Origin of the sequence: Arenimonas terrae (assembly GCF_006265115.1) — a bacterium.
In the GTDB taxonomy this organism is placed as follows: Bacteria; Pseudomonadota; Gammaproteobacteria; order Xanthomonadales; family Xanthomonadaceae; genus Arenimonas; species Arenimonas terrae.
In genome coordinates, this window is the sequence record NZ_SMDR01000001.1 from 1,666,553 (window position 1) to 1,688,250 (window position 21,698).

The 21,698-nt window shown below is 69.7% G+C and carries 19 protein-coding genes and 1 tRNA gene; 10 read left to right on the plus strand and 10 right to left on the minus strand.

Annotated elements, in window-relative coordinates:
- Position 1: 1 nt before the first annotated feature.
- Positions 2-1,366, minus strand: a complete 1,365-nt coding sequence (locus tag E1B00_RS07950) for a sigma-54-dependent transcriptional regulator (protein WP_246048522.1) — start codon at positions 1,364-1,366, stop codon at positions 2-4.
- Positions 1,367-1,579: 213 nt separating this feature from the next.
- Entirely contained in the window at positions 1,580-1,819 is a 240-nt protein-coding gene (locus E1B00_RS07955; protein ID WP_139447339.1) for a hypothetical protein, read from the minus strand.
- Positions 1,820-1,962: 143 nt separating this feature from the next.
- Between E1B00_RS07955 and E1B00_RS07960 the strand changes: the two genes are divergently transcribed.
- The 6 genes from E1B00_RS07960 (at position 1,963) to E1B00_RS07980 (ending at position 8,823) form a co-directional block, all read left to right on the plus strand.
- Positions 1,963-2,346 (plus strand): BlaI/MecI/CopY family transcriptional regulator, encoded by a 384-nt coding sequence (locus tag E1B00_RS07960; RefSeq protein ID WP_220396242.1) that lies wholly within the window; start codon positions 1,963-1,965, stop codon positions 2,344-2,346.
- A complete protein-coding gene (locus E1B00_RS07965) occupies positions 2,343-4,100 on the plus strand; it encodes a M56 family metallopeptidase (protein ID WP_139447343.1) in 1,758 nt (585 codons plus the stop codon). The genes E1B00_RS07960 and E1B00_RS07965 overlap by 4 nt, the downstream gene beginning before the upstream one ends.
- Positions 4,101-4,810: 710 nt before the next feature.
- Positions 4,811-4,875: transfer RNA gene (locus tag E1B00_RS15600), tRNA-OTHER, on the plus strand.
- Between the two features lie 442 nt (positions 4,876-5,317).
- Positions 5,318-6,436, plus strand: a complete 1,119-nt coding sequence (locus E1B00_RS07970; protein ID WP_139447345.1) for a slipin family protein — start codon at positions 5,318-5,320, stop codon at positions 6,434-6,436.
- A gap of 54 nt (positions 6,437-6,490) precedes the next feature.
- Positions 6,491-7,711 carry an RtcB family protein gene (locus tag E1B00_RS07975; RefSeq protein WP_139447347.1) on the plus strand — a complete coding sequence of 407 codons (1,221 nt, stop codon included), beginning with the start codon at positions 6,491-6,493 and terminating at the stop codon, positions 7,709-7,711.
- 875 nt (positions 7,712-8,586) lie between these two features.
- On the plus strand, positions 8,587-8,823 hold the full coding sequence (locus E1B00_RS07980) for a DUF3297 family protein (RefSeq protein WP_139447349.1): 237 nt from the start codon (positions 8,587-8,589) through the stop codon (positions 8,821-8,823).
- Between the two features lie 16 nt (positions 8,824-8,839).
- On the opposite strand, the gene E1B00_RS07985 is transcribed toward E1B00_RS07980, so the two are convergent.
- Positions 8,840-10,429 carry a tetratricopeptide repeat-containing sulfotransferase family protein gene (locus tag E1B00_RS07985; RefSeq protein ID WP_139447351.1) on the minus strand — a complete coding sequence of 530 codons (1,590 nt, stop codon included), beginning with the start codon at positions 10,427-10,429 and terminating at the stop codon, positions 8,840-8,842.
- A 78-nt stretch (positions 10,430-10,507) separates the two neighbouring features.
- Between E1B00_RS07985 and E1B00_RS07990 the strand changes: the two genes are divergently transcribed.
- A complete protein-coding gene (locus E1B00_RS07990) occupies positions 10,508-10,900 on the plus strand; it encodes a DoxX family protein (RefSeq protein ID WP_139447353.1) in 393 nt (130 codons plus the stop codon).
- A gap of 76 nt (positions 10,901-10,976) precedes the next feature.
- Here E1B00_RS07990 and E1B00_RS07995 read toward each other — a convergent pair whose 3' ends face one another.
- From E1B00_RS07995 to E1B00_RS15605, 5 genes are all read right to left on the minus strand, one after another.
- The gene (locus tag E1B00_RS07995) at positions 10,977-11,333 is read right to left on the minus strand and encodes a hypothetical protein (protein ID WP_139447355.1); all 357 of its coding nucleotides are present in this window, start codon (positions 11,331-11,333) and stop codon (positions 10,977-10,979) included.
- A gap of 130 nt (positions 11,334-11,463) precedes the next feature.
- Positions 11,464-11,622 carry a DUF3309 family protein gene (locus E1B00_RS08000; protein ID WP_139447357.1) on the minus strand — a complete coding sequence of 53 codons (159 nt, stop codon included), beginning with the start codon at positions 11,620-11,622 and terminating at the stop codon, positions 11,464-11,466.
- A gap of 199 nt (positions 11,623-11,821) precedes the next feature.
- Complete coding sequence (locus E1B00_RS08005) at positions 11,822-12,274, minus strand: fasciclin domain-containing protein (RefSeq protein WP_139447359.1); 453 nt, start codon at positions 12,272-12,274, stop codon at positions 11,822-11,824.
- A 254-nt stretch (positions 12,275-12,528) separates the two neighbouring features.
- A complete protein-coding gene (locus E1B00_RS08010; protein ID WP_139447361.1) occupies positions 12,529-13,083 on the minus strand; it encodes an NADPH-dependent FMN reductase in 555 nt (184 codons plus the stop codon).
- Between the two features lie 51 nt (positions 13,084-13,134).
- Positions 13,135-13,665 carry a hypothetical protein gene (locus E1B00_RS15605; protein WP_176693163.1) on the minus strand — a complete coding sequence of 177 codons (531 nt, stop codon included), beginning with the start codon at positions 13,663-13,665 and terminating at the stop codon, positions 13,135-13,137.
- A 219-nt stretch (positions 13,666-13,884) separates the two neighbouring features.
- Between E1B00_RS15605 and E1B00_RS08020 the strand changes: the two genes are divergently transcribed.
- Positions 13,885-14,820, plus strand: a complete 936-nt coding sequence (locus E1B00_RS08020) for an ABC transporter ATP-binding protein (RefSeq protein ID WP_139447363.1) — start codon at positions 13,885-13,887, stop codon at positions 14,818-14,820.
- Positions 14,817-15,578 carry an ABC transporter permease gene (locus E1B00_RS08025; protein WP_139447365.1) on the plus strand — a complete coding sequence of 254 codons (762 nt, stop codon included), beginning with the start codon at positions 14,817-14,819 and terminating at the stop codon, positions 15,576-15,578. Before E1B00_RS08020 ends, E1B00_RS08025 begins: the two co-directional genes overlap by 4 nt.
- 3 nt (positions 15,579-15,581) lie before the next feature.
- Here E1B00_RS08025 and E1B00_RS08030 read toward each other — a convergent pair whose 3' ends face one another.
- Complete coding sequence (locus tag E1B00_RS08030; protein ID WP_139447367.1) at positions 15,582-17,042, minus strand: protein adenylyltransferase SelO; 1,461 nt, start codon at positions 17,040-17,042, stop codon at positions 15,582-15,584.
- A 146-nt stretch (positions 17,043-17,188) separates the two neighbouring features.
- On the opposite strand from E1B00_RS08030, the gene E1B00_RS08035 reads away from it, so the two are divergent.
- A complete protein-coding gene (locus E1B00_RS08035; protein ID WP_139447369.1) occupies positions 17,189-17,659 on the plus strand; it encodes a YehS family protein in 471 nt (156 codons plus the stop codon).
- 36 nt (positions 17,660-17,695) lie between these two features.
- Here E1B00_RS08035 and E1B00_RS08040 read toward each other — a convergent pair whose 3' ends face one another.
- A complete protein-coding gene (locus E1B00_RS08040; protein WP_176693164.1) occupies positions 17,696-21,685 on the minus strand; it encodes an FG-GAP-like repeat-containing protein in 3,990 nt (1,329 codons plus the stop codon).
- Positions 21,686-21,698: the final 13 nt, after the last annotated feature.

Genomic DNA, 21,698 nt, shown 5'->3' on the forward strand with positions numbered 1-21,698 from the left:
CTCACAGCCCGTAGGCCTTGCGCTTGCGGTAGAGGGTGGAGCTGTCGATTCCCAGGGTGCGTGCGGCCGCGTCGAGCGTCTCGGCATTGGCCAGCACGGCTTCGATGTGGCGCCGCTCGAGCTCGTCGAGCGTGACCGGCGCGCCGGGCGAAAGGACCGCCGCGGGGTCACCGGCGCCGGCCGGCGCCGAACCCAGCGACAGCAGGTCGGCGCCGATCTCCTCGCCAGGGCACAGGATCACCGCCCGCTCCATGACGTTCTGCAGCTCGCGCACGTTGCCCGGCCAGGCATAGGCGCGCATGCGCGCCAGCGCCGAGGGCGCCAGGCGCGCGGCCGGCAGGTGGTAGCTGCGGGCGTAGCGCGCGATGAACGTCATGGCGAGGTCTTCCAGATCCTCGAGGCGTTCGCGCAGCGGCGGCAGCACCAGGCTGATCACGTTCAGGCGGTAGAGCAGGTCGAGGCGGAAGCTGTTGTCGCGCACCATCGCGTCGAGATCGCGGTTGGTGGCCGAGACGATGCGCACATCGGCGCGGCGCGTGACCGGATCGCCGATGCGCTCGTACTCCTTGTCCTGGATGAAGCGCAGCAGCTTGGGCTGCAACGCCAGCGGGAAGTCGCCGACCTCGTCCAGGAACAGCGTGCCACCGTCGGCATTGCTGACCCGGCCCTGGGTGCTCTGGGTGGCGCCGGTGAACGAGCCCTTGGCGTGGCCGAACAGTTCGCTTTCCAGCAGCTCGGCCGGCAGCGACGGGCAGTTGATGGTGGCCATCGGCGCCGCGGCGCGCGGGCTCCACTCGTGCAGCGCGTTGGCCAGCACGCCCTTGCCGGTGCCGCTCTCGCCCAGCAGCAGGATGTTGGCGTCGGTGCGCGCGACCTGTTCGGCGAGCGTCAGCAGACGGGCCATCGCCGGATTGCGACTGGTCGGCGCGGCGCGTTCGCGCGGGCCTTCGCGCTCCAGGCGCTCGAGCTTCTCGAGCATGCGCTGGGTGTCCATCTGGCGGGCCACGGCCACGCGCAGCTGTTCCGGCGAACAGGGTTTGACCAGGTAATCGGCGGCGCCTTCGGCGATCGCCCGCACGGCGTCGTCCACCCGCGAATGGGCCGTGACCATGATCACGCGCATCTGCGGCGCGAGCTCGCGCAGGCGCGGCAGCGCGTCCATCCCCGACTCCGCACCGATGCTGCGGTCGAGCAGGCAGACGTGGAAGGGCTGGCTCGCGGCGAGTTTCATGCCGTCCTGGAGGGTGGACGCCGTATGCACGCGAAAGCCCGAGGACTCCAGGCAGAAGCTGAAGTTCTCGAGCAGGTCGCGGTCGTCGTCGATGGCGAGGATCCGCCCGAGGGGGGCGGCGGGGCTGTCGGACACAGGGCGCTCCGGGTCTGGAGGAACGTCAGCAAGACACATGCCAGTCGCCGGACCCCTGTCGATCCGGCGTTTCCGCGATCACCCGGGCCAGGCGCCATGCACTTTGCAGTCCCGGATGTTACGAAACCGTGCATTACGCACGAGCCTGCCGGTCCGCGGCCCGCGCAAGGGATGGTCAGGCGAGCCGGCCCGGCGCCGGCCGCGCACCCCGGATCAGCAGGCGCCCTTGTCCCAGGCCTTCACCCGGGCGGGCCGGCGGTCGGCGGTCTTGCGGCGGTCGGCCTGGTAGCGGACCTTGTCGCGACGGTCCTCGCCCTTGCGGCGGTCGCCGCCGTCGCGGGTATTGGCGGTGAATTTGGCGCGGCCCGTGGTGGGGGCCGGCGCGCTTTCGCCCTCCAGCGGCTCCAGGGCGAGCTGGTCGAAGGGGATGTCGGGCAGCTTCACGTGCGACATGCGGGCTCCGGGTGCGGCGGGGGACGTTTTCCACCAACGCAGTGCGGCGCCGGGATGTGCCATCAGTCATAGACAGTTTGTTCTAGACAAACTGTTCTAGTGGGTCTAGGCTGCCCTCCGTCGCCCTCGCGCATCGGATGGACATGGCCCGCAAACCCGCCCCGCCCAAGCCCACCCCGGCCGAACTCGACCTGCTGCGCGTGCTGTGGCCGCTGGGTGCCGCCACCGCCAAGCAGGTGCACGAAGTCGCGCAGCGCGACCGCCCGGAGCTGGCCTACGCCACCGTGCTGCGGCTGCTGCAGATCATGCACGGCAAGGGCCTGCTGGTCCGCGACGAAAGCGAACGCTCGCACGTCTATGCGCCGGCGCACGCACAGGAATCGCTGCGCACCAGCCTGCTCAAGGACCTGATCCACAAGGCCTACTCGGGCTCCGGCAAGGAGCTCGTGATGGCGGCCCTGCGCGGCCACGTCAGCCAGGAAGAAAAGGACGAAATCCGCAGGCTGCTGCAGGAGGACGGAGAATGATCACCGCATCGGGACTCACCGCCGCGCTCGGCTGGGCGCTGCTGCACTTCCTCTGGCAGGGCCTGCTGGTCGGCCTGGCCGCCGGCCTGGTGCTGGCGCTGCTGGGCAATGCGCGGCCGCAGCTGCGATATGCGGTGGCCTGCGCGGCGCTGGCCCTGTGCCTGCTGCTGCCGGCGGCGACGACGCTGCGCGGGGCGACGATGGCCGATGCACCCTCGCGCGTGGCCACGCCGGCCGACGGCGAGGTTTCCTTCGCCGCCGGCGTGGTCGAGGGCCTGCGCCAGCCCCTGATCGACACCACGCGCGAATGGCGCGGACAGCTGCAGCCCTGGCTGCCGGGCATCGTCGCGCTGTGGTCGCTGGGCACCGGGCTGTTCTCGCTGCGCATGGCCCTGGGCCTGGCCTGGGTGGCGCGCGCCGCCCGCCCCGGACACGGCCGCACGCACGCCTACTGGCAGGCGCAGCTCGATGCGCTGTCCGAACGCATGGCCCTGCCGCGGCGCGTGCTGCTGCGCGTGGTCGACGACCTCGACGGCCCGGTGGCCGCGCGCATCTGGCGGCCGGTGGTGATCGTGCCCGCGGCGCTGATCGCCCGCCTGCCTGCCGACCTGCTCGAAGCCCTGCTCGCCCACGAACTGGCGCACGTGCGCCGCCACGATTACCTGGTGAACCTGGTGCAGAGCGCGGTCGAAGCCCTGCTGTTCTACCACCCGGTGGTGTGGTGGCTGTCGCGCCGCATCCGCATCGAACGCGAGCAGATCGCCGACGACATCGCCGCCCAGGCCCTGGGCGAGCCGCGCCGGCTGGCGATCGCGCTCAACGAACTGGCGCAGTTCCGCGCCCCCGACCCGCACCTGGCCCCGGCCGCCCAAGGAGGTTTGCTCATGTCCCGCATCCAACGCCTCGTCCGCCCGCGCAGGCAGTCCCTTAGCTGGAAACTCGCCCTGCCCATCCTGGGCCTCAGCGCCGCCTGCATGACCGCCTTCGCGCAGGGCCATGTCGCCGGCATCGTCGCCAAGGACGAGGAGCCGGCGCGCATCTCGGTGCGCGCGGGCCAGGACACCCACTACGCCGTGGTCGGCGACAAGGGCGACGATTCGATCAAGTTCACCGGCCACTACGACCAGCTCGAGGACATCACCCGGCTGCGCCGCGAGCTCGGCGACAACTTCATCTGGTTCCGCCGCGACGGCCGCGACTACGTGATCCGCGACCCGGCGCTGGTGCGCCAGGCGCGCCAGGCCTGGCAGCCGACCGAACCTGTCGGCAACCGGATGGGCGCCCTGGGCGACCAGATGGAAGTCCACGGCGAGAAGATGGAAGCGATCGGCGCGCGCATGGAGCGCCAGACCGCGGGCAGCGAGCCGATCAGCACCGAGATGGAAAAGCTGGGCGAACAGATGGGCGCGCTCGGCGAGCGCATGGAGCCGCTGACCCGGGCCATGCTCCGCACCGACGACGACGCGGAGCGCGACCGCCTGCACGCGGAGATCGACAGCGTGAGCGCGCAGATGGAGACGCTGGGCCGGCGCATGGAAACGCTGGGCGCGCAGCTTGAGGCCGTGCACGCGCCGATGGACGCCCTGGGCAAGGAAATGGAGCTCGCCGGCAAGCCGATGGAAGACCTGGGCGCGCAGATGGAAGCGCTGGGCAAGCAGATGGAAGTGCTGAGCGACGCCGCCAACCGCGAGACGCTGAGCCTGATCGACCAGGCGCTTCGCGACGGCAAGGCCGAGCGCATCGAGCGGCTCTGAGTCCGTCCGCGCGTTCCCCGACGGGGCGGCCTGGCCGCCCCGTTTCTTTTTCTCCGTCCGTCCGCAGTTGCACCACCGCCCGTCGCGCGCGCCCGGCATCGCGGAGTATTTTTTTCGAAACCTATTGACAGCGCTTCGCAAAGGCGTATCGTGCGCAACCTTCGCCACTGACGGCGAAGATAAAACAGAACACACCATGACCCTCCGCATACCGCACATCGCCGACCTGCGACTTCCGAAGCCCGAAAACTTCGGCGCGGACGCGTGCGCCCCGGCGAATTATCGCCGGGCACTGGACGGCGTCATTCCAGACTGATTTCCGCGCACGGGAGATCGGTCACCCCGATCTCCCGAGGCCTCGCGAACGCCCTCGGGTTCCGCCCCGGGGGCGTTTTGTTTTGGGCGTTCGCACAGGAAACGAATCGGCGATTCCCTTCCCGCCACGAAGCACCCGGACCGGCGGTCCGAGGTAACGGCGAGATCCGCAAGACGGCGCTGGCAGCGCTGTGCCTGGGTGCTTCGGCACGGGCGGAGACGGAAGGAAAACGCGAACAGATCGGATCGAAGGATCCGGACGATTTGCCGCCGGGCGACCGGCGGCAAAAACGAAGCGGGAACATCGGACGTCGAAGCGGATCGGGCTCAAACCCCCGACCGGAACGCGCGGCTCTGCCGTGGCGTTTGCCTCGACCTCGCGCGCCCGCTTCGTCAAGGCGATTGCTCACTGGAGAGAGCAGCGGGAAACCGCATGAGGCCGGTTCGATTCCGACTCGCCACCACTGGATAGCTCAGTCGGGTAGAGCACAGCGCGTTAAACGCTGGTGTCGCGGGTTCGATTCCCGCTCCACATCTGCTTGTAAAGGCAGCTGGTGATGCAACACCGGGCGCAAGCCCAAGGGACACGCCCCGCGCGTGCCGTCGCAACGGCCAGCCCATCGGCCGGCGCAACGTCACGCACGCCGCCCGCACCGGGCGGCCGCCTTCGCCAGGCGCCGGGACGCGCGGAACGCCACGCACGCGGGCCAGGACGGCCAGCGCGCGTGGCGCAAAGCGCCGACCGCCGCCACGCGCACGCGGCCGACTCCGTGCGGGTCCGGCGCAGGGGCGTGCCCACTTTTTCCGGAGCGACCGCTCCGAACACGACGCGCGCGGACGACCCGCCGCCGCGGCGCGAACCGATAACCGGGTCGAACCATCAACGAATCAAGGAGGACGCGATGTTGATGATCCGTAAGGTCGTGGTCGGCGATGCCGAGCGCGCCCTCGTATACAAGAACCGCCGGTTCCAGCGAGTGCTGGGCCCGGGCGTGTACCGCCTCTGGGGTTTCGGCCTGCAGGTGACCGTGCACGACCTGGCCACCGCCGAATACACCGGCAAGGACATCGAGGCGCTGGTGCAGGCCCTGGGCGCGACGCTGGCGGAAACCTTCCAGCTGGTCGACCTGGGTATGCAGGAGATCGGCCTGGTGCACAAGCAGGGCAAGCTGGTGGATGTGCTGGCGCCGGGCAGCCGCAAGCTGTACTGGAAGGGCCTGACGCAGATCGACGTGCAGCGCATCGCGCTGTCCGACGGCCTCGAGGTCGACGCCGGCACCGCCCACCGCCTGCGCCAGCTCAACGTGCTCGACAAGCTGGCGGTGGCCGTGACGGTGCCGTCGGAGTCCGCGGGTCTGCTGTTCGTCGACGGCAAGTTCGTGCGCGTTCTGGCGCCCGGTGCGGCCGCGTTCTGGAACGTCCGCAAGAACGTCGCGGTAGATGTGGTGGACCTGCGCGTGCAGGCGATGGAGGTCTCGGGCCAGGAACTGCTGACCCGCGACAAGGTGTCGCTGCGCGTGAACCTGGCGGCCAGCCTGCGCGTGACCGACCCGGTCGCCGCACGCAGCAAGGTCGCCAAGTACGCCGACCAGGTCTACCGCGAACTGCAGTACGGCCTGCGCAAGGCGGTCTCCGCCAAGTCGCTGGACGAACTGCTGGGCGACAAGGCCTCGCTGGACGCGGACATCTTCGCGTACGTGCGCGGCCAGGTGACCGGTTTCGGCGTCGAGGTGATCGGCGTCGGCATCAAGGACGTGATCCTGCCCGGTGAGATGAAGGACATCCTCAACGGCGTGGTGCAGGCGGAGAAGGCGGCCCAGGCCAACGTCATCCGCCGTCGCGAGGAGGCGAACGCCACGCGTTCCCTGCTCAACACCGCGCGCCTGGTGGAGGAGAGCCCCACGCTCATGCGCCTCAAGGAACTCGAGGCGCTGGAGAAGGTCACCGAGAAGATCGACAAGCTCACCGTGTTCGGCGGCCTGGACGGCGTGCTGAAGCAGCTGGTGACGTTGAAGCAGTAAGCTCCGGATGGCGGCAGGGACGCCGCCATCCGGTTATTCAAGGAAGGAAAGGACATGAACGGACACAACTACGAACTGCTGCACGCCGAAGGCAGCCCGACCCCGATCAAGGGCTGGGTGAAGGGCGTGCCGCTGGACGAGGGCGCGCACCGCCAGCTGCAGAACATCGCCGGCATTCCCTTCGTGGGGCCGTGGGTGGCGGTGATGCCCGACGTGCACCTGGGCAAGGGCGCGACCGTGGGCTCGGTGATCCCGACCCGTGGCGCGATCATCCCGGCGGCGGTCGGCGTCGACATCGGCTGCGGCATGGCCGCGGTGCGGACCACGCTGCGCGCCGACCAGCTGCCCGACGACCTGGCGCCGATCCGCGCCTCGCTCGAGCGCGCCATCCCGGTCGGCAACGGCCGCGGCGGCGAGCACTGGAAGATCCCGGACAGCATCGGCACGCGGCTGGTGGACTCGGGGCTGGAGGCGCGGCTGCAGGCGATCCGCGCCAGGCACCCGAAGATCCGTCCCGACAAGCTGGACAAGCAGCTGGGCACGCTCGGCGGCGGCAACCACTTCATCGAACTCTGCCTCGACGAGGCCGACCAGGTGTGGGTGATGCTGCATTCGGGTTCGCGCGGCACCGGCAACCTGATCGGCACCTACTTCATCGAGCTGGCGCGCCGCCAGCTGGAGAAGCGCGTGCTCGGTTTCCACCTGCCCGACCAGGACCTGGCCTTCTTCATGGAGGGCGAGCCGCTGTTTGAGGACTACGTGGACGCGGTGTCGTGGGCGCAGGACTACGCGCGCCACAACCGCGAGGCGATGATGTCGCGGGTGCTGCACGACCTGCGGCACAAGCTGCCGAAGTTCCAGCTGGAGAAGATGGCGGTCAATTGCCACCACAACTATGTCAACCGCGAGACGCACTTCGGCGAGGAGCTGCTGGTGACCCGCAAGGGCGCTGTCAGTGCCCGCGCCGGAGAGCTGGGCATCATCCCGGGAAGCATGGGCACGCGCAGTTACATCGTGCGTGGCAAGGGCGATGCCGACAGTTTCCACAGCTGCAGCCACGGTGCCGGCCGCGTGATGAGCCGGACCCAGGCCAAGCAGCAGATCACGCTCAAGCAGCACCGGGAGGCGACCGCCCACGTCGAATGCCGCAAGGACGCCGGCGTGGTGGACGAATCCCCGGCCGCCTACAAGTCCATCGACGCGGTCATGGCCGCGCAGTCGGACCTGGTGGAGGTCGTGCACACGCTGCGCCAGGTGGTCTGCATCAAGGGCTGACCTCGTGACGCCGCTCCTTTCCGGGGCGGCGTTTTTTCTTTGGCCGGATCTGGAGCCGGAAGCACCGGAGGAAGGAGGCCCTCTTTCTGCTCAGTGAAGCCTTTTATTTCGCAGAAAGAGGGCCTCCTTCCTCCGGCACTTCCGGTGCGTGTCGTCCGGGCCGCTGACCGGAGTTCCTGCGTGGTGTCGGCGCTTTGCTTGCGCCCGGGCTTGGCGGGCTTCCGCGTGCGCGATCTTTCTTGCGTCTTGTCGTTTGCTAAGGCGCGCGCGCCCCTTGTCGGCCGCGCGCCTCCCGTGGGGCGCGTTCCTTCGAACGCGTCCGGTGCCATTGCCGCACATTGGTCAGGAGTACTCGCCGCTGCGCGGCGAAACGCCATAGCGGAATGGGCGTCAGAAGACGGGCGCCCGCTTCGGAGCGGCTCCGGCTTGGGTTGGTTTTGCTTGGCTTGGCTCGGCGCAGTTGCGGTTGCCGTTCGCCGCGCAGCGGCGAGTCCTTGTCGCAAGCTCGCTGCAATGGCACCGGACGCGTTCGAAGGAACGCGCCCCACGATAGGCCGCCCGGCTCCGTTCGTGAGCGCGCTCCGTTCAACCGACTCATGGCGCAAGAACAATCCCACACGCGGAAGCCCGCGAGGCCTACGCGCAAGCAAATCGCCCACACCCCTCCGGAACTCCCCTCACGAAACCGCGCGAGTGGAACCGGCAGTGCCGGAGGAGTGAGGTCCTCTTTCTGCGAAATAAAAGGCTCCACTGAGCAGAAAGAGGACCTCTCTCCTCCGGTGCTGCCGGCGCCGGATCTCACGGGCGCGATCCCGGACGCCCCAGCCCCGCCAACAGGGCTAAAATGCCGCCCCGACCCCTTTCCGGATCCCGCCATGAGCGACACCCCTCCCGACCGCCTCTGCGTCAACCCGCGCAGCCCCTACTACGACGAAGCCACGCTCGAGCGCGGCATCGGCGTGCGCTTCAACGGCACCGAGCGCCACAACGTCGAGGAATACTGCATCAGCGAAGGCTGGGTCCGGCTGCCGGTCGGCAAGTCGCTCGACCGCCGCGGCAACGCCATGACCATGAAGGCCAATGGCACCGTGGAAGTCTGGTTCCTGAGCTGAACCCCGCCGGGCGGCCTCAGCCGCGCTCGCCTTCCGCGGCCGCCAGCGCCGCGGCCAGGGGCGCCAGCTGTTCCCGATACGGTTCCCAGTCCGGCGCCCGCGGCGCGCGGAGGCCTTCGCGCACCTGCGCGGCGCTGGCCGTGGACACGCTGCCGCCGCGCTCGCCGATCGCCAGCACGCGCGGATCGTAGTCGAGGCCGCAGTGCGCCAGCACGCGGCGCGCGGTGGTTTCGGGGTCGCGCACCAGGTCGGCGTGGGCGACGTCGAGCAGGCGGTCGCCCAGATGCGCACGCCAGTGCGCCATCAGGCCGCGGTAACCGCGGTGGTAGGCGGCCAGTTCGGCCTGGTCGTAGGAGTACGGCGCGATGCCGCCATAAAGCTGGCGCAGGTTGGAAAAACACACGTCCATCGGCGGCCGCCACATGTGGATGAAACGCGCGCGCGGCAGGGCGCGGGCGATCAGTCCCAGGGCGAGGAAGTTCGTCGGCAGCTTTTCCGTCCAGACGCGGCGGCCGCGGGCGCGCCAGGCCGAGCCGGCCATGAAGTCCGCGCCCAGCGCCGGCCAGTCGATGTCGATGCAGCGGCGCAGCGTTTCTTCGTCCAGACCGGCCGGGGCGCGGTGGTCCACCGCGACGCGCAGGCTGGCGGTGAAGCCCAGGCTCTCGCCGCCGTCGGCCACATCGGGGTGCCCCGCGAGCAGCCGTTCGAGCACGGTGGTGCCGGAGCGGAACAGGCCGACGATGAACACCGGCACCGGCGCCGACGCATCGTCGTGGCCGGCGCCCGAGAGCAAGGCGGCGCCGCAGGTCCTGCGGATGGCTTCGAACAGGCGCCGGTCGGTGTCGGGGTCGTAGCGCAGCGTGGCGCGTTTGGCGCGCGCGCCGCGGACCAGCGCCTCCCAGGCGGCGGTGTGGTCGCCCAGGTCGTGCAGTTCGGCGTGCAGCGCGTAGCTGAAGTGCATGTCGTGCTCGGATCCCGGCGCCACCCGAACGCGTTCGGCTTGCAGCCGCGCCACCCGCGCCGGCGCACCCGCGCGGTCGCCTGCGCGCAGTTCCGACAGCCGCCAATGCGCGTGCGCGAAATGCGGCGCGATCGCCACCGCGCGCTCCAGGTCGGCGCGGGCCGCGGCCATGCGACCCTGGAACAGGCGTGTGGTGCCGCGCAGGTACCAGGCCGGCGCGTGCGAAGGATCGCGGGCCAGCGCACGGTCGAGCCAGGGCAGCGCGTCCTCGTGCGCGTCCTCGCGGGCCAGCAGGTCGGCCAGTTCGACCAGCTCGGGCACGCTGGCGTCGACGGCGCGGGCAGGCAGCTGCGCCGCGAGTCCGCGCAGCAGGGGCAGCTCGTGGGCGTTCCGCAGCAGGCGGGCCAGGGCCAGGCTATGCGTCCAGCTGGCGGGGCTTGCGATGAATGCGGAGTACGCGGCACGGGCCGCGGCACGCGCCGCGCGCGGCCGGCCGGCCAGGTCGCGCGCCTTGGCCAGGGCGATCCAGGCGGCCGCCTCGTCCGGCCGGCGCGCGGCCAGGGTCTGGAAACACGCGGCGGCGCCCGCCCAGTCGCGCCGGGCGGCCAGGGCATTGCCCTGCCGGCGCAGGTCTTCGTCGTCCATGGCGCAGACGCTAGCACAGGCTTCCGACGCGCCGGGGCCGTATGATCGGGGCCACCATCACTACCCCGGGGAGGGGCCATGAACCAGAACAACCAGGACCTTGGAAAGCTCGTGCTGCGCCTGTCGCTCGGCCTGCTGGTGCTGCTGCACGGCGTCGCCAAGATCACCGGCGGCATCGATTTCATCACCCAGGTCGTGCAGGGCGCCGGCCTGCCGGGCGTGCTGGCCTACGGCGTCTACATCGGCGAGGTGGTCGCGCCGGTCCTGGTCATCCTCGGCCTGCATGCGCGAATCGGTGCGGCGGTGATCGCGTTCAACATGCTGGTGGCGATCTTCCTGGTGCACTCGGCCGAGCTGTTCGCCCTCAGCCAGACGGGCGGCTGGGCGCTGGAGCTGCAGGGCATGTTCCTGTTCGGCGCCATCGCGGTGGCCCTGCTGGGGCCGGGCAACTTCAGCGTCAACAAGAAATAAGGGGCAAAAAAACTGCGGAGCTTGCGCTCCGCAGTTCCCTGCCGCACACGGCCGGTGTGTATGCGGCAAAGGCGGTTCAGCGGCCGTCGCCGTCGGCGTCACCGGGCATCGCACGCTCGATCCGGTCCCAGGCCGCCCGCGCCGCGGACTTGGCCTTTTCCCAGTTCAGCTTCGAGGTGCCGCGCAGGCTGTCGTAGTCGCGGCGCAGGTCGGTCTCGACCTCGTCGAACCTGCGGCCGGCGTAACGCCCGGCACCTTCGTAACCGACCCGGTAGGCCGGCGCGTAGTCGTCGTAGCTGTGGTCGGCGCTGTAGTAGGACTCGCGCTTGTACTGGTCGCGCCAGTGCTTGTCCTCGGCGGCGAAGTCCAGGCCGCCGATGTTGGCGTTCTGGGGCTTGCCGCTCTGCGGCTTGTGGGGGGTGGTGTGGGTCATGGCCATCTCCTTTGGGGGGGCTGGCCGCGCCGGAAGGCGCGGGCCTGGGAAGGGTTGCAACCGCCGTGCCAGCCGGGGCGCCGGCAGGTAATCCGGGGATGACCGGGAAACTCCGGTCATCCCCGGGCGGTCACAGGCGACCCATCAGCCACAGCACCACCAGGACCAGCACGATGGCGCCGACGACGCCGCTGGGGCCGTAGCCCCAGCCGCGGCTGTAGGGCCAGGCCGGAATGGAGCCGATGAGGATCAGGATCAGGACGATCAGCAGGATCATGGACAGGGACATGGTCTACTCCGTGGGTTGATGCACGCACAGACCTGCAGGAGCCGTGCCTGCCACCCCGCCGCCGGGAATTTTTTCCCTGGCTTGCAAGCAGATACAGGCGCCCGGACCGTCGGCCGCCCCGCCTGCCGGCCCGGTCCCCGCATAAAAAAACGGCAGGGCTTGCGCCCCGCCGTCTCCGTGCGTCCCTGCAGCGGACCGATTACTGCTTGGTCGGAATGTTGACCTTGTCGATGCCGTGCACCACGCCATTGCTGGACGCAATGTCGGACGTGACGAAGGTCGCCTCGCCGAAGCTGATCTTGCCGTCGGACAGCTTCACCGGCGCCATGGCGCCGTTGACGGTCTTGGCTTCGGTCATCTTGCCGATGTCGGCGGCGCTGGAGCGGCCGTCGAGCACGTGGTAGTTCAGGATCGAAATCAGCTCCTTCTTGTTCTCCGGCTTGAGAAGGCTCTCGAGCCTGCCCGCCGGCAGCTTCTCGAAGGCCGCATCGGTCGGCGCCAGCAGCGTGAACGGACCGGCACCACGCAGGGTGTCGGCCAGGCCGGACTCGCGCAGGGCCTTGCCGAAGGTCTTGAAGGAACCGTTGGCGGCGGCGTTGTCGACCACGTTCTTGGTGGCGACGGACGTGTTGGTGCTGGGGGTGTTGTTCATGGGGGGATTCCTTTGGGTGCGCGCCAGGGATCGGTACGCGGATGGCCGAAGCCAGGCCCCCGCGTCAGCGGGGGCACGATGCTCAGATCGGGGTTGGCGGCTTGAGCGCCTGAGTCGCCGTCGCGACATTGCGTCGCGGTGCCCATGCACAGTGCGCGTCGCGGTGTGATCTTTGTGTTATCCGGCGCCGCGGTCGGCGGCCCCGGTTCAGGCGGCGGCGCGATCGCGCCTCCGGCGCCGACGCCGCAGCAGGTTCACCCGCGCCGGCAGAAGTCGGCGAAACCCGCGACGAACACGCGCAGGTTCTCGCGCGCCGCCTCGTCCACCAGCTGGCCGTCGGCGTCGAAGGCCTTGCCCGCGCGCGAAAGCATCAGGCGCCCGCCGAACCAGGGGCGCGTGCCGAGCGTGCGCAGCACCGGCCACCAGGCGTTCTGCGCCAGGATGGTGCCGAAACCGCTGGGCGAGGCGCCGATCACCGCCACCGGGCGGTCGCCGAACACACGCTTGACGTCGTCGTTGGGGCGCGACAGCCAGTCGATCGCGTTCTTGAACACGCCCGGGATGCCGTTGTTGTATTCCGGCGTCACCAGCAGCAGCCCGTCGCAGGCTGCGACCTGGTCCTTCAGCGCCACCACGGCCGCGGGCAGGCCCTGTTCGGCCTCGAGGTCGGCATCGTAGAGCGGGATGCCGTGGATGCCGGCCGCCTGCAGCGTCACGCCGTCGCCGGCCAGTTCCGCCGCCGTGCGCAGCAGCGAGGTGTTGAACGAGCCGCGGCGCAGGCTTCCGGAAATTCCGAGCAGACGGGTCATGGCGCTTCTCCTGGCGGTGGACCGACAGGGTACGCCGCGCGCGCCGCCGCGTCAGTCGATGCGGTAGACGCGCGCCTTCGGCAGGTCCTCGTGCACCTGCAGGAACCAGCGGCCGGCGACGCCGGGCATCACCACGACCTGCGGTGAAACCATCGCCTCGCGCAGGCGGAAGTGGCCCTTGAGCACCTTCCACACCTGGCCGTTGTCGAGGCGGAATTCATCGCCCTCCTTCCAGCCGGTGATCTCGCCCTGCACGCGCGCGGTGATCGGTTCGTCGGCCAGGCCGATGAAGCGCGAGGGATCGGGATCTCGCTGGGTGCCGGCGGCCTGGCCTTCGGCGCGGGCTTCGGCCTTGGCCTCGCTGCGCGCGGCTTCGACCAGGGCCGTGGCCTGTTCGCGCAGCAGGCGGTTGAGCAGGGCCAGCTGCTCCGGCGTCAGCGTGTCCAGGCCGGTGGCGGCGCGCTGTTCGGCGCTCAGGCGCTGCTCGAGGTCGACCCAGGCGCGGTCGTCGGCGCGGGCGAAGGTCGCCAGGGTCATCAACACGATAACCAGCAGGCCGGAACGCAGCGACGGGGCGGACATGGCGGATTCCTGCGGAAAACGGCCGCGGACCGGCCGGGAGCCGCAGATTACCGGGCGTATGTGACAGTTCCGCAACCTGTCCGACACCCCGCCGTCATCGGCCTGTCTTGGCCGTCCGGCCGGAACCGGCGCTTTTCGGGAAAGTCTTTCCCCGCAAACCGGCTGGGTCGGCACACACCTGCTCGGCTAGCATGGTCGGGTTTCCTCCCGAGCCCGACCATGGACCCGATCCTTTCCATCCGCGGCATCAGCAAGACCTACGCGTCCGGCTTCCAGGCGCTCAGGAACGTCGACCTGGACATCCGCCGCGGCGAGATCTTCGCCCTGCTCGGCCCCAACGGCGCCGGCAAGACCACCCTGATCAGCATCATCTGCGGCATCGTCAACGCCAGCACCGGCAGCGTGCTGGCCGACGGCCACGACATCGTCGGCGACCCGCGCGGCGCGCGCCGCAAGATCGGCCTGGTGCCGCAGGAAATCTCCACCGACGCTTTCGAGACGGTGTGGGCGACGATGAAGTTCAGCCGCGGCCTGTTCGGCCGCGCGCCCGACCCGGCCCTGCTCGAGAAGATCCTGCGCGACCTGTCGCTGTGGGAAAAGCGCGACAGCAAGATCATGACGCTCTCGGGCGGCATGAAGCGCCGGGTAATGATCGCCAAGGCGCTGTCGCACGAGCCCACCATCCTGTTCCTGGACGAACCCACCGCCGGCGTGGACGTCGAGCTGCGCCGCGACATGTGGCAGATGGTGCGCGGGCTGCGCGACCGCGGCGTCACCATCATCCTGACCACGCACTACATCGAGGAGGCCGAGGAGATGGCCGACCGCATCGGCGTCATCAACAAGGGCGAACTCGTGGTGGTGGAGGAGAAGGCGGTGCTGATGCGCAAGCTCGGCAAGAAGCAGCTGACCCTGCAGCTGCAGGCGCCGCTGGCGGCGATCCCGCCGGCGCTGGCCGCGCTGCCGCTGGAGTTGGCCGAGGACGGCCACGCGCTGGTGTACACCTTCGACGTGCAGAGCGAGGAAACCGGCATCGCCGGCCTGCTGCGCCAGCTCAACGAGCTGGGCATCGACTTCAAGGACCTGCACTCGAGCGAGAGCTCGCTCGAGGACATCTTCGTCAGCCTGGTGCACGGGCGGAGGGCCGCGGCATGAACTGGCACGCCGTCCGCGCCATCTACCGTTTCGAGATGGCCCGCACCTTCCGCACCATCACCCAGTCCATCGCCTCGCCGGTGCTGTCCACGTCGCTGTATTTCGTCGTGTTCGGCGCGGCGATCGGCTCGCGCATGGGCGAGGTGGACGGCATCAGCTACGGAGCCTTCATCATCCCGGGCCTGATCATGCTGTCGATCCTCAACGAGAGCCTGTCCAACGCCTCCTTCGGCATCTACATGCCGAAGTGGGCCGGCACGATCTACGAGCTGCTGTCGGCGCCGGTCGGCTGGGGCGAGGCGGTGCTGGGCTACGTCGGCGCGGCGGCGAGCAAGTCGATGATGCTTGGCATCCTGATCCTGGCCACGGCGCGGCTGTTCGTTCCCTACGAAATCGCGCACCCGGTGTGGATGGTGCTGTTCCTGATGCTGACGGCGCTCAGCTTCAGCCTGTTCGGCTTCATCATCGGGCTGTGGGCCAACGACTTCCAGAAGCTGCAGGTCATCCCGCTGATGATCGTCACGCCGCTGACCTTCCTGGGCGGCGCCTTCTATTCGATCGACATGCTGCCGCCGGTCTGGCAGAAGATCGCCCTGTTCAACCCGGTCGTGTACCTCATCAGCGGATTCCGCTGGAGCTTCTACGGCGTAGCGGACGTGAACGTGGTGGTGAGCTTCAGTGCGATCCTGGTTTTCCTGGCCGCCTGCCTGACCGCCGTGTGGTGGATCTTCCGCACCGGCTGGCGGCTCAGGAACTGAACCTCAGGTTCCGCAGAAGGTCTGCAGCACGCGCTGCGCAGGCTGCGGCGGAACCATGAAGGGCTGGGCCGGATCGCCGTCGTCGCAAGGGCGGCGCACGGCGGCCAGCAGGGCGTCGAACGGCGCCAGGTCGCCCTGCTCCGCCGCCTGCAGCGCGGCATGCACCTGGTGGTTGCGCGGGATCACCGCCGGGTTGACGGCCCGCATCGCCGCGGCGCGGTCGGCGGGTGACGGCGGATCGCTGGCGAGGCGGGTGTTCCAGCGTGCCCGCCACGCATCCATCGCCGGGGTTTTCGGCAGGGCGAGCAAGCCCTCGGGCTCGTCGCCCGCCGCCGCCACGCACAGGCCGCGGAAGGCCAGCGTGTAGTCGGCTTCGACCGCCTGCAGGGCCTCGAGGAAATCATGCGCCAACGCGAGGTCCCCGGTGTCTTCCGAAACCAGGCCGAGCTTGCGGCGCATGCCGGCGAGCCAGTGGTGTTCGAAGCGCGCGGGGAAGGCATCGATCACCGCGGTCGCGGCCGGAAGCGCATCGGCGGGTTCGTCCGCGATCAGCGGCAGCAGGCACTCGGCCAGGCGCGCGAGATTCCAGCGCAACACCGGCGCCTGATTGCCGAACGCGTAGCGGCCGTGGCGGTCGATCGAGCTGAAGGTCTTGCCGGGGTGGTATTCGTCGAGGAAGGCGCAGGGGCCGTAGTCGAGCGTCTCGCCGGACACCGCGGTGTTGTCGGTATTCATCACGCCGTGCACGAAACCCACGTGCATCCACGCGGCCACCAGCGCAGCCTGGCGTTCGGCGATGGCTTCGAGCAGCGCCAGGTGGCGATCAGCGCGGCCGGTCAGCTCCGGGTAGTGGCGCGCGATCACGTGCTCGGACAGCGCGCGCAGCGCCGCGACGTCTTCGCGCGCGGCGAAATACTGGAAGGTGCCGATGCGCACGTGGCTGGCCGCGACCCGCGTCAGCACCGCGCCCGGCAGCACGCCGTCGCGCATCACGTGTTCGCCGGTGGCGACGGCGGCCAGCGCGCGCGTTGTCGGCACGCCCATCGCATGCATGGCCTCGCTGACCAGGAATTCGCGCAGCACAGGGCCGATCGCCGCGCGACCGTCGCCGTTGCGCGAGAACGGCGTCGGGCCCGGCCCCTTGAGCTGGACGTCGCGGCGCGCGCCGCGGCGGTCGATGACTTCGCCCAGCAGGATCGCGCGGCCGTCGCCGAGCTGGGGCACGAAGTGGCCGAACTGGTGGCCGGCGTAGGCCATCGCAATCGGGCGCGCGCCCGGCAGCGCGCCGTTGCCGGCGAGTGCGGCAACCGTGGCCGCGTCAGGCGGCGTCGCCGGCAGGCCGAGATCGGCGGCAAGGGCTGCGTTCCAGGCCAGCAGGCGCGGCGCCTTCACGGGCGTGGGCGAGACCTCGCGCCAGAAGGTGGCCGGCAGCGCGGCGTAGCGGTGTTCGAACTCGAAGGGCACGGGACTGGGCCGGAAGCGGCGCGTGCAGCGCCGAGGCCCTGAAGATGGGGCCGCGCGGCGCCGGAATCAACGCTGGCGGCGCCGACGCGGGAACCCGCGTAAAGTGCGCGCTCTGGCCCGCACGCGGCGGGTCACCGGAAACCGCCATGATCAACAACGACGTACTGCGCAGCATCCGCTACATGCTCGACCTGGGCGAACCGAAGATCATCGAGATCGCGAAGCTGGCGGACGAGACCCTGACGCTGGAGCGGGCCGAACTGCAGTCCTACCTGAAGAAGGACGGCGACGAGGGTTACGCCGAATGCCCCGACCGCGTGCTGGCGCATTTCCTCGACGGCCTGGTGGTGCATTTCCGCGGCCGCGACCCGGCCCTGCCGCTGCGCCCGGTCGAGAAGCGCATCACCAACAACCTGGTGCTCAAGAAGCTGCGCGTCGCCTTCGAGCTCAAGGACCTGGACATGGCGCAGTGTTTCAAGGACGCCGGCTTCCCGGTGACCAAGCCCGAGCTGTCGGCGCTGTTCCGCCAGCCCGGGCACAAGAACTACCGCGCCTGCGGCGACCAGATGCTGCGCAACTTCCTCAAGGGCCTGACCCTGCGGCTGCGCGGCGGCTGAGCCCGGCGGCGGTCCCGGGGCCTGCGCCCCGGGACATCACTGGCAGCCCTTGCGGGCCGACAGCAGGTAGACCGAACCGGAGCTGCGGAACGAGGCAAACACCGGCGGCGCGAACGGCACGCCGATGTCGAGCACGCGAATCCCGGGCAGTCCGTCGATGTGCGAGTCGCTGTTGAAGATGCGGGTCATCGACGACACCACCCGCGACTGCACCGGCACCAGGTCGCAGGTCGGGCAGAAGCCGCTCAGCTGCTGCATCGTCACGTCGGTCACCGCCGGATCGTAGTCCTTCTGGCCGATCACCCAGCGCGGGAAGCCGGTGCCGTCGTAGATGTAGGCCGCGTAGACCTCGGTATTGGGCAGCACCTGGGCGCTGAAGCCGTAACCCGTGTCGCTCGGCGTGAACCAATGGCCGCTGGTGTCGAGCTCCCTGCCCATGTACGACGGGCAGGCGTCGTCACCCAGGCGCGTCAGCTGTTCGGAACCCGCATCGCCGTCCAGGTTGTAGCTGAAGCTGAGCTTGGGCGAGGCCCCGGCATCGCCTTCGTGCACGCTGAAGGTGGCGCTGCCGACCCGCACGGCGTGGGTGAGGCTGGTGCCGACCCGCGTCACCCGCAGAAGGTCCACGCTCCACTGCGCCTGGTCCGCCGCGGGCGCCGCCCACTGCGTGTAGTACCAGGTCGGCGTGCCGTCCTGCAGATAGGTGTACCAGACCATCAGCCACTGGTCGCCGGCGAAGTCGAGGAACAGGCCGTGGCCGGGCCGCTCCGGATTGAAGTAGTGGCCGGGACGGAAGGCCGGCCGCGCGCCCTGGCGCACGACGTCGGCCGCCAGCGTGATGCGCGCGGGCGTGCTGCCGCGGTTCACCGGCGTGAGGTACCAGCGGCCCGGCCGCAGCGTCGCGCCGGAAACCACCAGCGTCTGCTCGGCGCCGGGATCCAGGCCCGAGGCCAGCGCTTCGCTGCGCGGCGGCGCCGGACCGATGACGGGAGACGACGGATCCGGCACGTGCGAGGCAAACAGGCTGACCTCGCCCTGCCCCTGCTGGCTGAACACCACCGACTGCGCGTTGACCGGCACGTCGAAGACGATGCGGTCCTGCGCCGCCCCCGGCGCGAGGTGCACTTCGCGCGACTCGCCCTGCGCGAGCACGTGCGGGGCGTTGATGGCGCCGGTGCGGTGCAGGCGCAGCGGCTCGTGGTAGATCACCTGCTCGTCGGCATTGGTCACCAGCAGGTAGCCGAGCCGCCGCTGGCCGGGCAGCAGCGACGGAATGTCCCAGCCGACCCGCATCAGGAAATCGTCGCCGTCGAGACGGGCGCGCCCGGTGGCGACCAGCTCCTGGTTGCGCCCGATCATGCGCACCGCGCCGGCTTCGAGGCGAAGCGCGTCACGGCGTGCACTGCCGGTGCTCAGGTTGCGGGCCAGCGCCCAGAACGTCGACGCCGGCGCGCCCGCTTCGCGACGCAGCAGGATCTCGCAGACCTGCGCCGCGGCCGCCGCGGTGCGCGTGCACTGCGCGGACGCCGCCGACGGCGCGTTGCCCTGGCCCACATGCAGCGCGACATGGCTGGCCGTCGCCGACTCCACCAGGGCCAGCACCCGCACCTCGATCGCGGTCGCGCCCGGATTGGCCGGCACGGGGAAAGTCAGCCACGCGGTGTCGGTCGCCAGCGCGTCGAAGGGCGCGGCGGGCGTGGGATCGGAAGCGAGCGTCGCCGCCCGTTCGGCCGGCGTGACCAGATCGGTGCCGCGGTACTTGGCCGCGTGGGTGGAGATGTAGCTGAACAGGCGGTCGGTGTAGCCCTTTTCGGCATCGATCTCCACGGCCTCGGGAACACCGGTCCGGACCACGTCGTCATCCAGGATCGTGCCGGTGGATCCGGGCGAGAAAACAGGGATGTCGCCGGCGTTCGACAGCACCACCTCGAACGACTCGCTGACTTCCTTCACCTGGTCCGCGACGATCTCGACCTCGAACCACGCCAGCGTCTGGCCGGCCGGGATGACCATCCCCGTCACGCTACGCGCGATGTAATCGACGCCGGGGACCGCCGCTCCGAGCTGACTCTGGGTGGCGATGTCGAACCGGACATCGACGTTCGCCGGCAGGCCCAGGTCCACCGGGAAGCGCATGACCGTGACGCCGGAGCTTCCCTCGAACACGGTCGCGGAACCCAGCGTCAGCGCGGGCATCGGCGCCACGCCTTCGCGCCGGATGATGCCGGCGCCCTCGTAACTTGCGTTGGCCGCGCCGGAGATGTTGGTCATCCGCACATAGAAGATCTCGTTTCCTTCGTCATCGGTGCCGGAATCGGAAAGGATCGGGATCTCGACCTCCAGCTTGCTCTCGCCCTCCGGGATGTGCAGGCCCGTGCGGACGGTCGCCTGGTAGTCCTCGCCCGCGATGGCGGTCGAATCGCCGGTGGCCAGGTCGAAGGTGATGCCGCCCGGCAGCGCGGGATACTGCGACGTCACCACGAAACGCAGCGGCGCCGTTCCGGTCACCGGCTCGCGCACGCTGCCGTCGCCGCTGATCCGCGGTTGCTCCAGGACGTGCACTTCCGGCGACAGCTCGGACAGCGGTCCCGGGCCCGCCGCATTGAAGGCCTGCACCCGGAAACGGTAGCGGCCGGGGTTCGGCAGCCCTTCCATCCTGCGGCTCAGCGCCAGCGGAGTCTGGAACGCCGACCGGTCGAGCCCGGCCGGGGCCGGCTCGGTTCGAACGACGTAGCGGGTGATGGGACTGCCGCCGTCGTCGGCCGGCGGCTGGAAATCGACCACCGCGCTGACGGTGTCGGGCAAGTGCGCCGCCGTGACCAGGCGCGGCGCACCCGGCGGACGGACATCGGTCCGATACGGCGTCTTCTTCAGGTGCAGCGCGGAGAACGAGCCGAAGACCGACGCGACCGCCACGTCCATGACGCCGTCGCCGCTGAAGTCGCCGTGGGCGATGCTGTCGCGGAAATACCGGATGGGGGCAAACGGACGGTAGGACGCGTACGGCACCGTGGCGGTCGTCTCCAGCTGCAGGCGGCCGTCGCGCTGGCGCATGACCACCACGGTGGGTTTCGGCGAGGACCTCGGCTCGTTGAGCATGACCAGTTCGTTGAGGCCGTCTCCGTCCACGTCGATCAGGTCGTAGCCCTTCGCACCTTCTAGAAGACGGAGCTGGATCGGTTCGGCAGCGAGCTTGCCGTCGCTTCCCTGCAGGTAGATGTAGCCCTGCTCGGATCCATCGGAATCCGGCGACTTCCGGGGCACGCCAAGCACGAGCACATCGTCGCGCCCATCGCCGTTCGTGTCACCGACAATGATCGACGATGCGAACCCCCGGGGAATGCCGTCGAGATTGTCGCCGCGAAACCCGCCCGTGCCGTCGCCCAGGCGGATCGACGGGATGCCCAGGCCTTCCCAGTAGTCGGGAAAGGCCAGGCTGACCAGGTCCAGATGCCCGTCGCCGTTGATGTCGCCGAGCTCGAGCCGGTGATGGTTGGGTTGGCCGACGGGGATCAGGCGCGTACGGACCAGGGCGCCGGTGCCATCGCCATAGCGGATCACGAGCTCGCCGGGCTCGATGTCCGTTTCCACTTCGGTGCGCCAGGTCTCGTGGGTGACGACATCCTGGTGTCCATCGCCGTCGAGGTCGGCGAGGGCGGGCGCTCCGGTGATGAACCGCTCGTCGGGGGCCAGCAGACGGACGCTGGGCTGGCGCTGGGCGTTGGACGAAATCGAAAGCAGGCCCTTGTGGCTGCCCATGATCACTTCCGGGCGGCCGTCGCCGTTCAGGTCACCGACGGAGGTGCTGTCCGTTGGAACTCCGGGCAGTTCAATCTTGGCCCGTTGCGGCGCCTGCCCGGGACGGCTGAAAAGGAAATAGCCGTGGTTGACGGCGTAGTAGAAGGCGTCGTCCAGGCCGTCGCCATCGAAGTCTCCCGCTTCGGCCTCCGCGATCCGTCCCTCGCCCAACTCCACGTCATCCGGGTCATCGTGCCAGGCGTATTCATAGTTGAGCGTTGCTGCCACCGCCGGTGCGCCT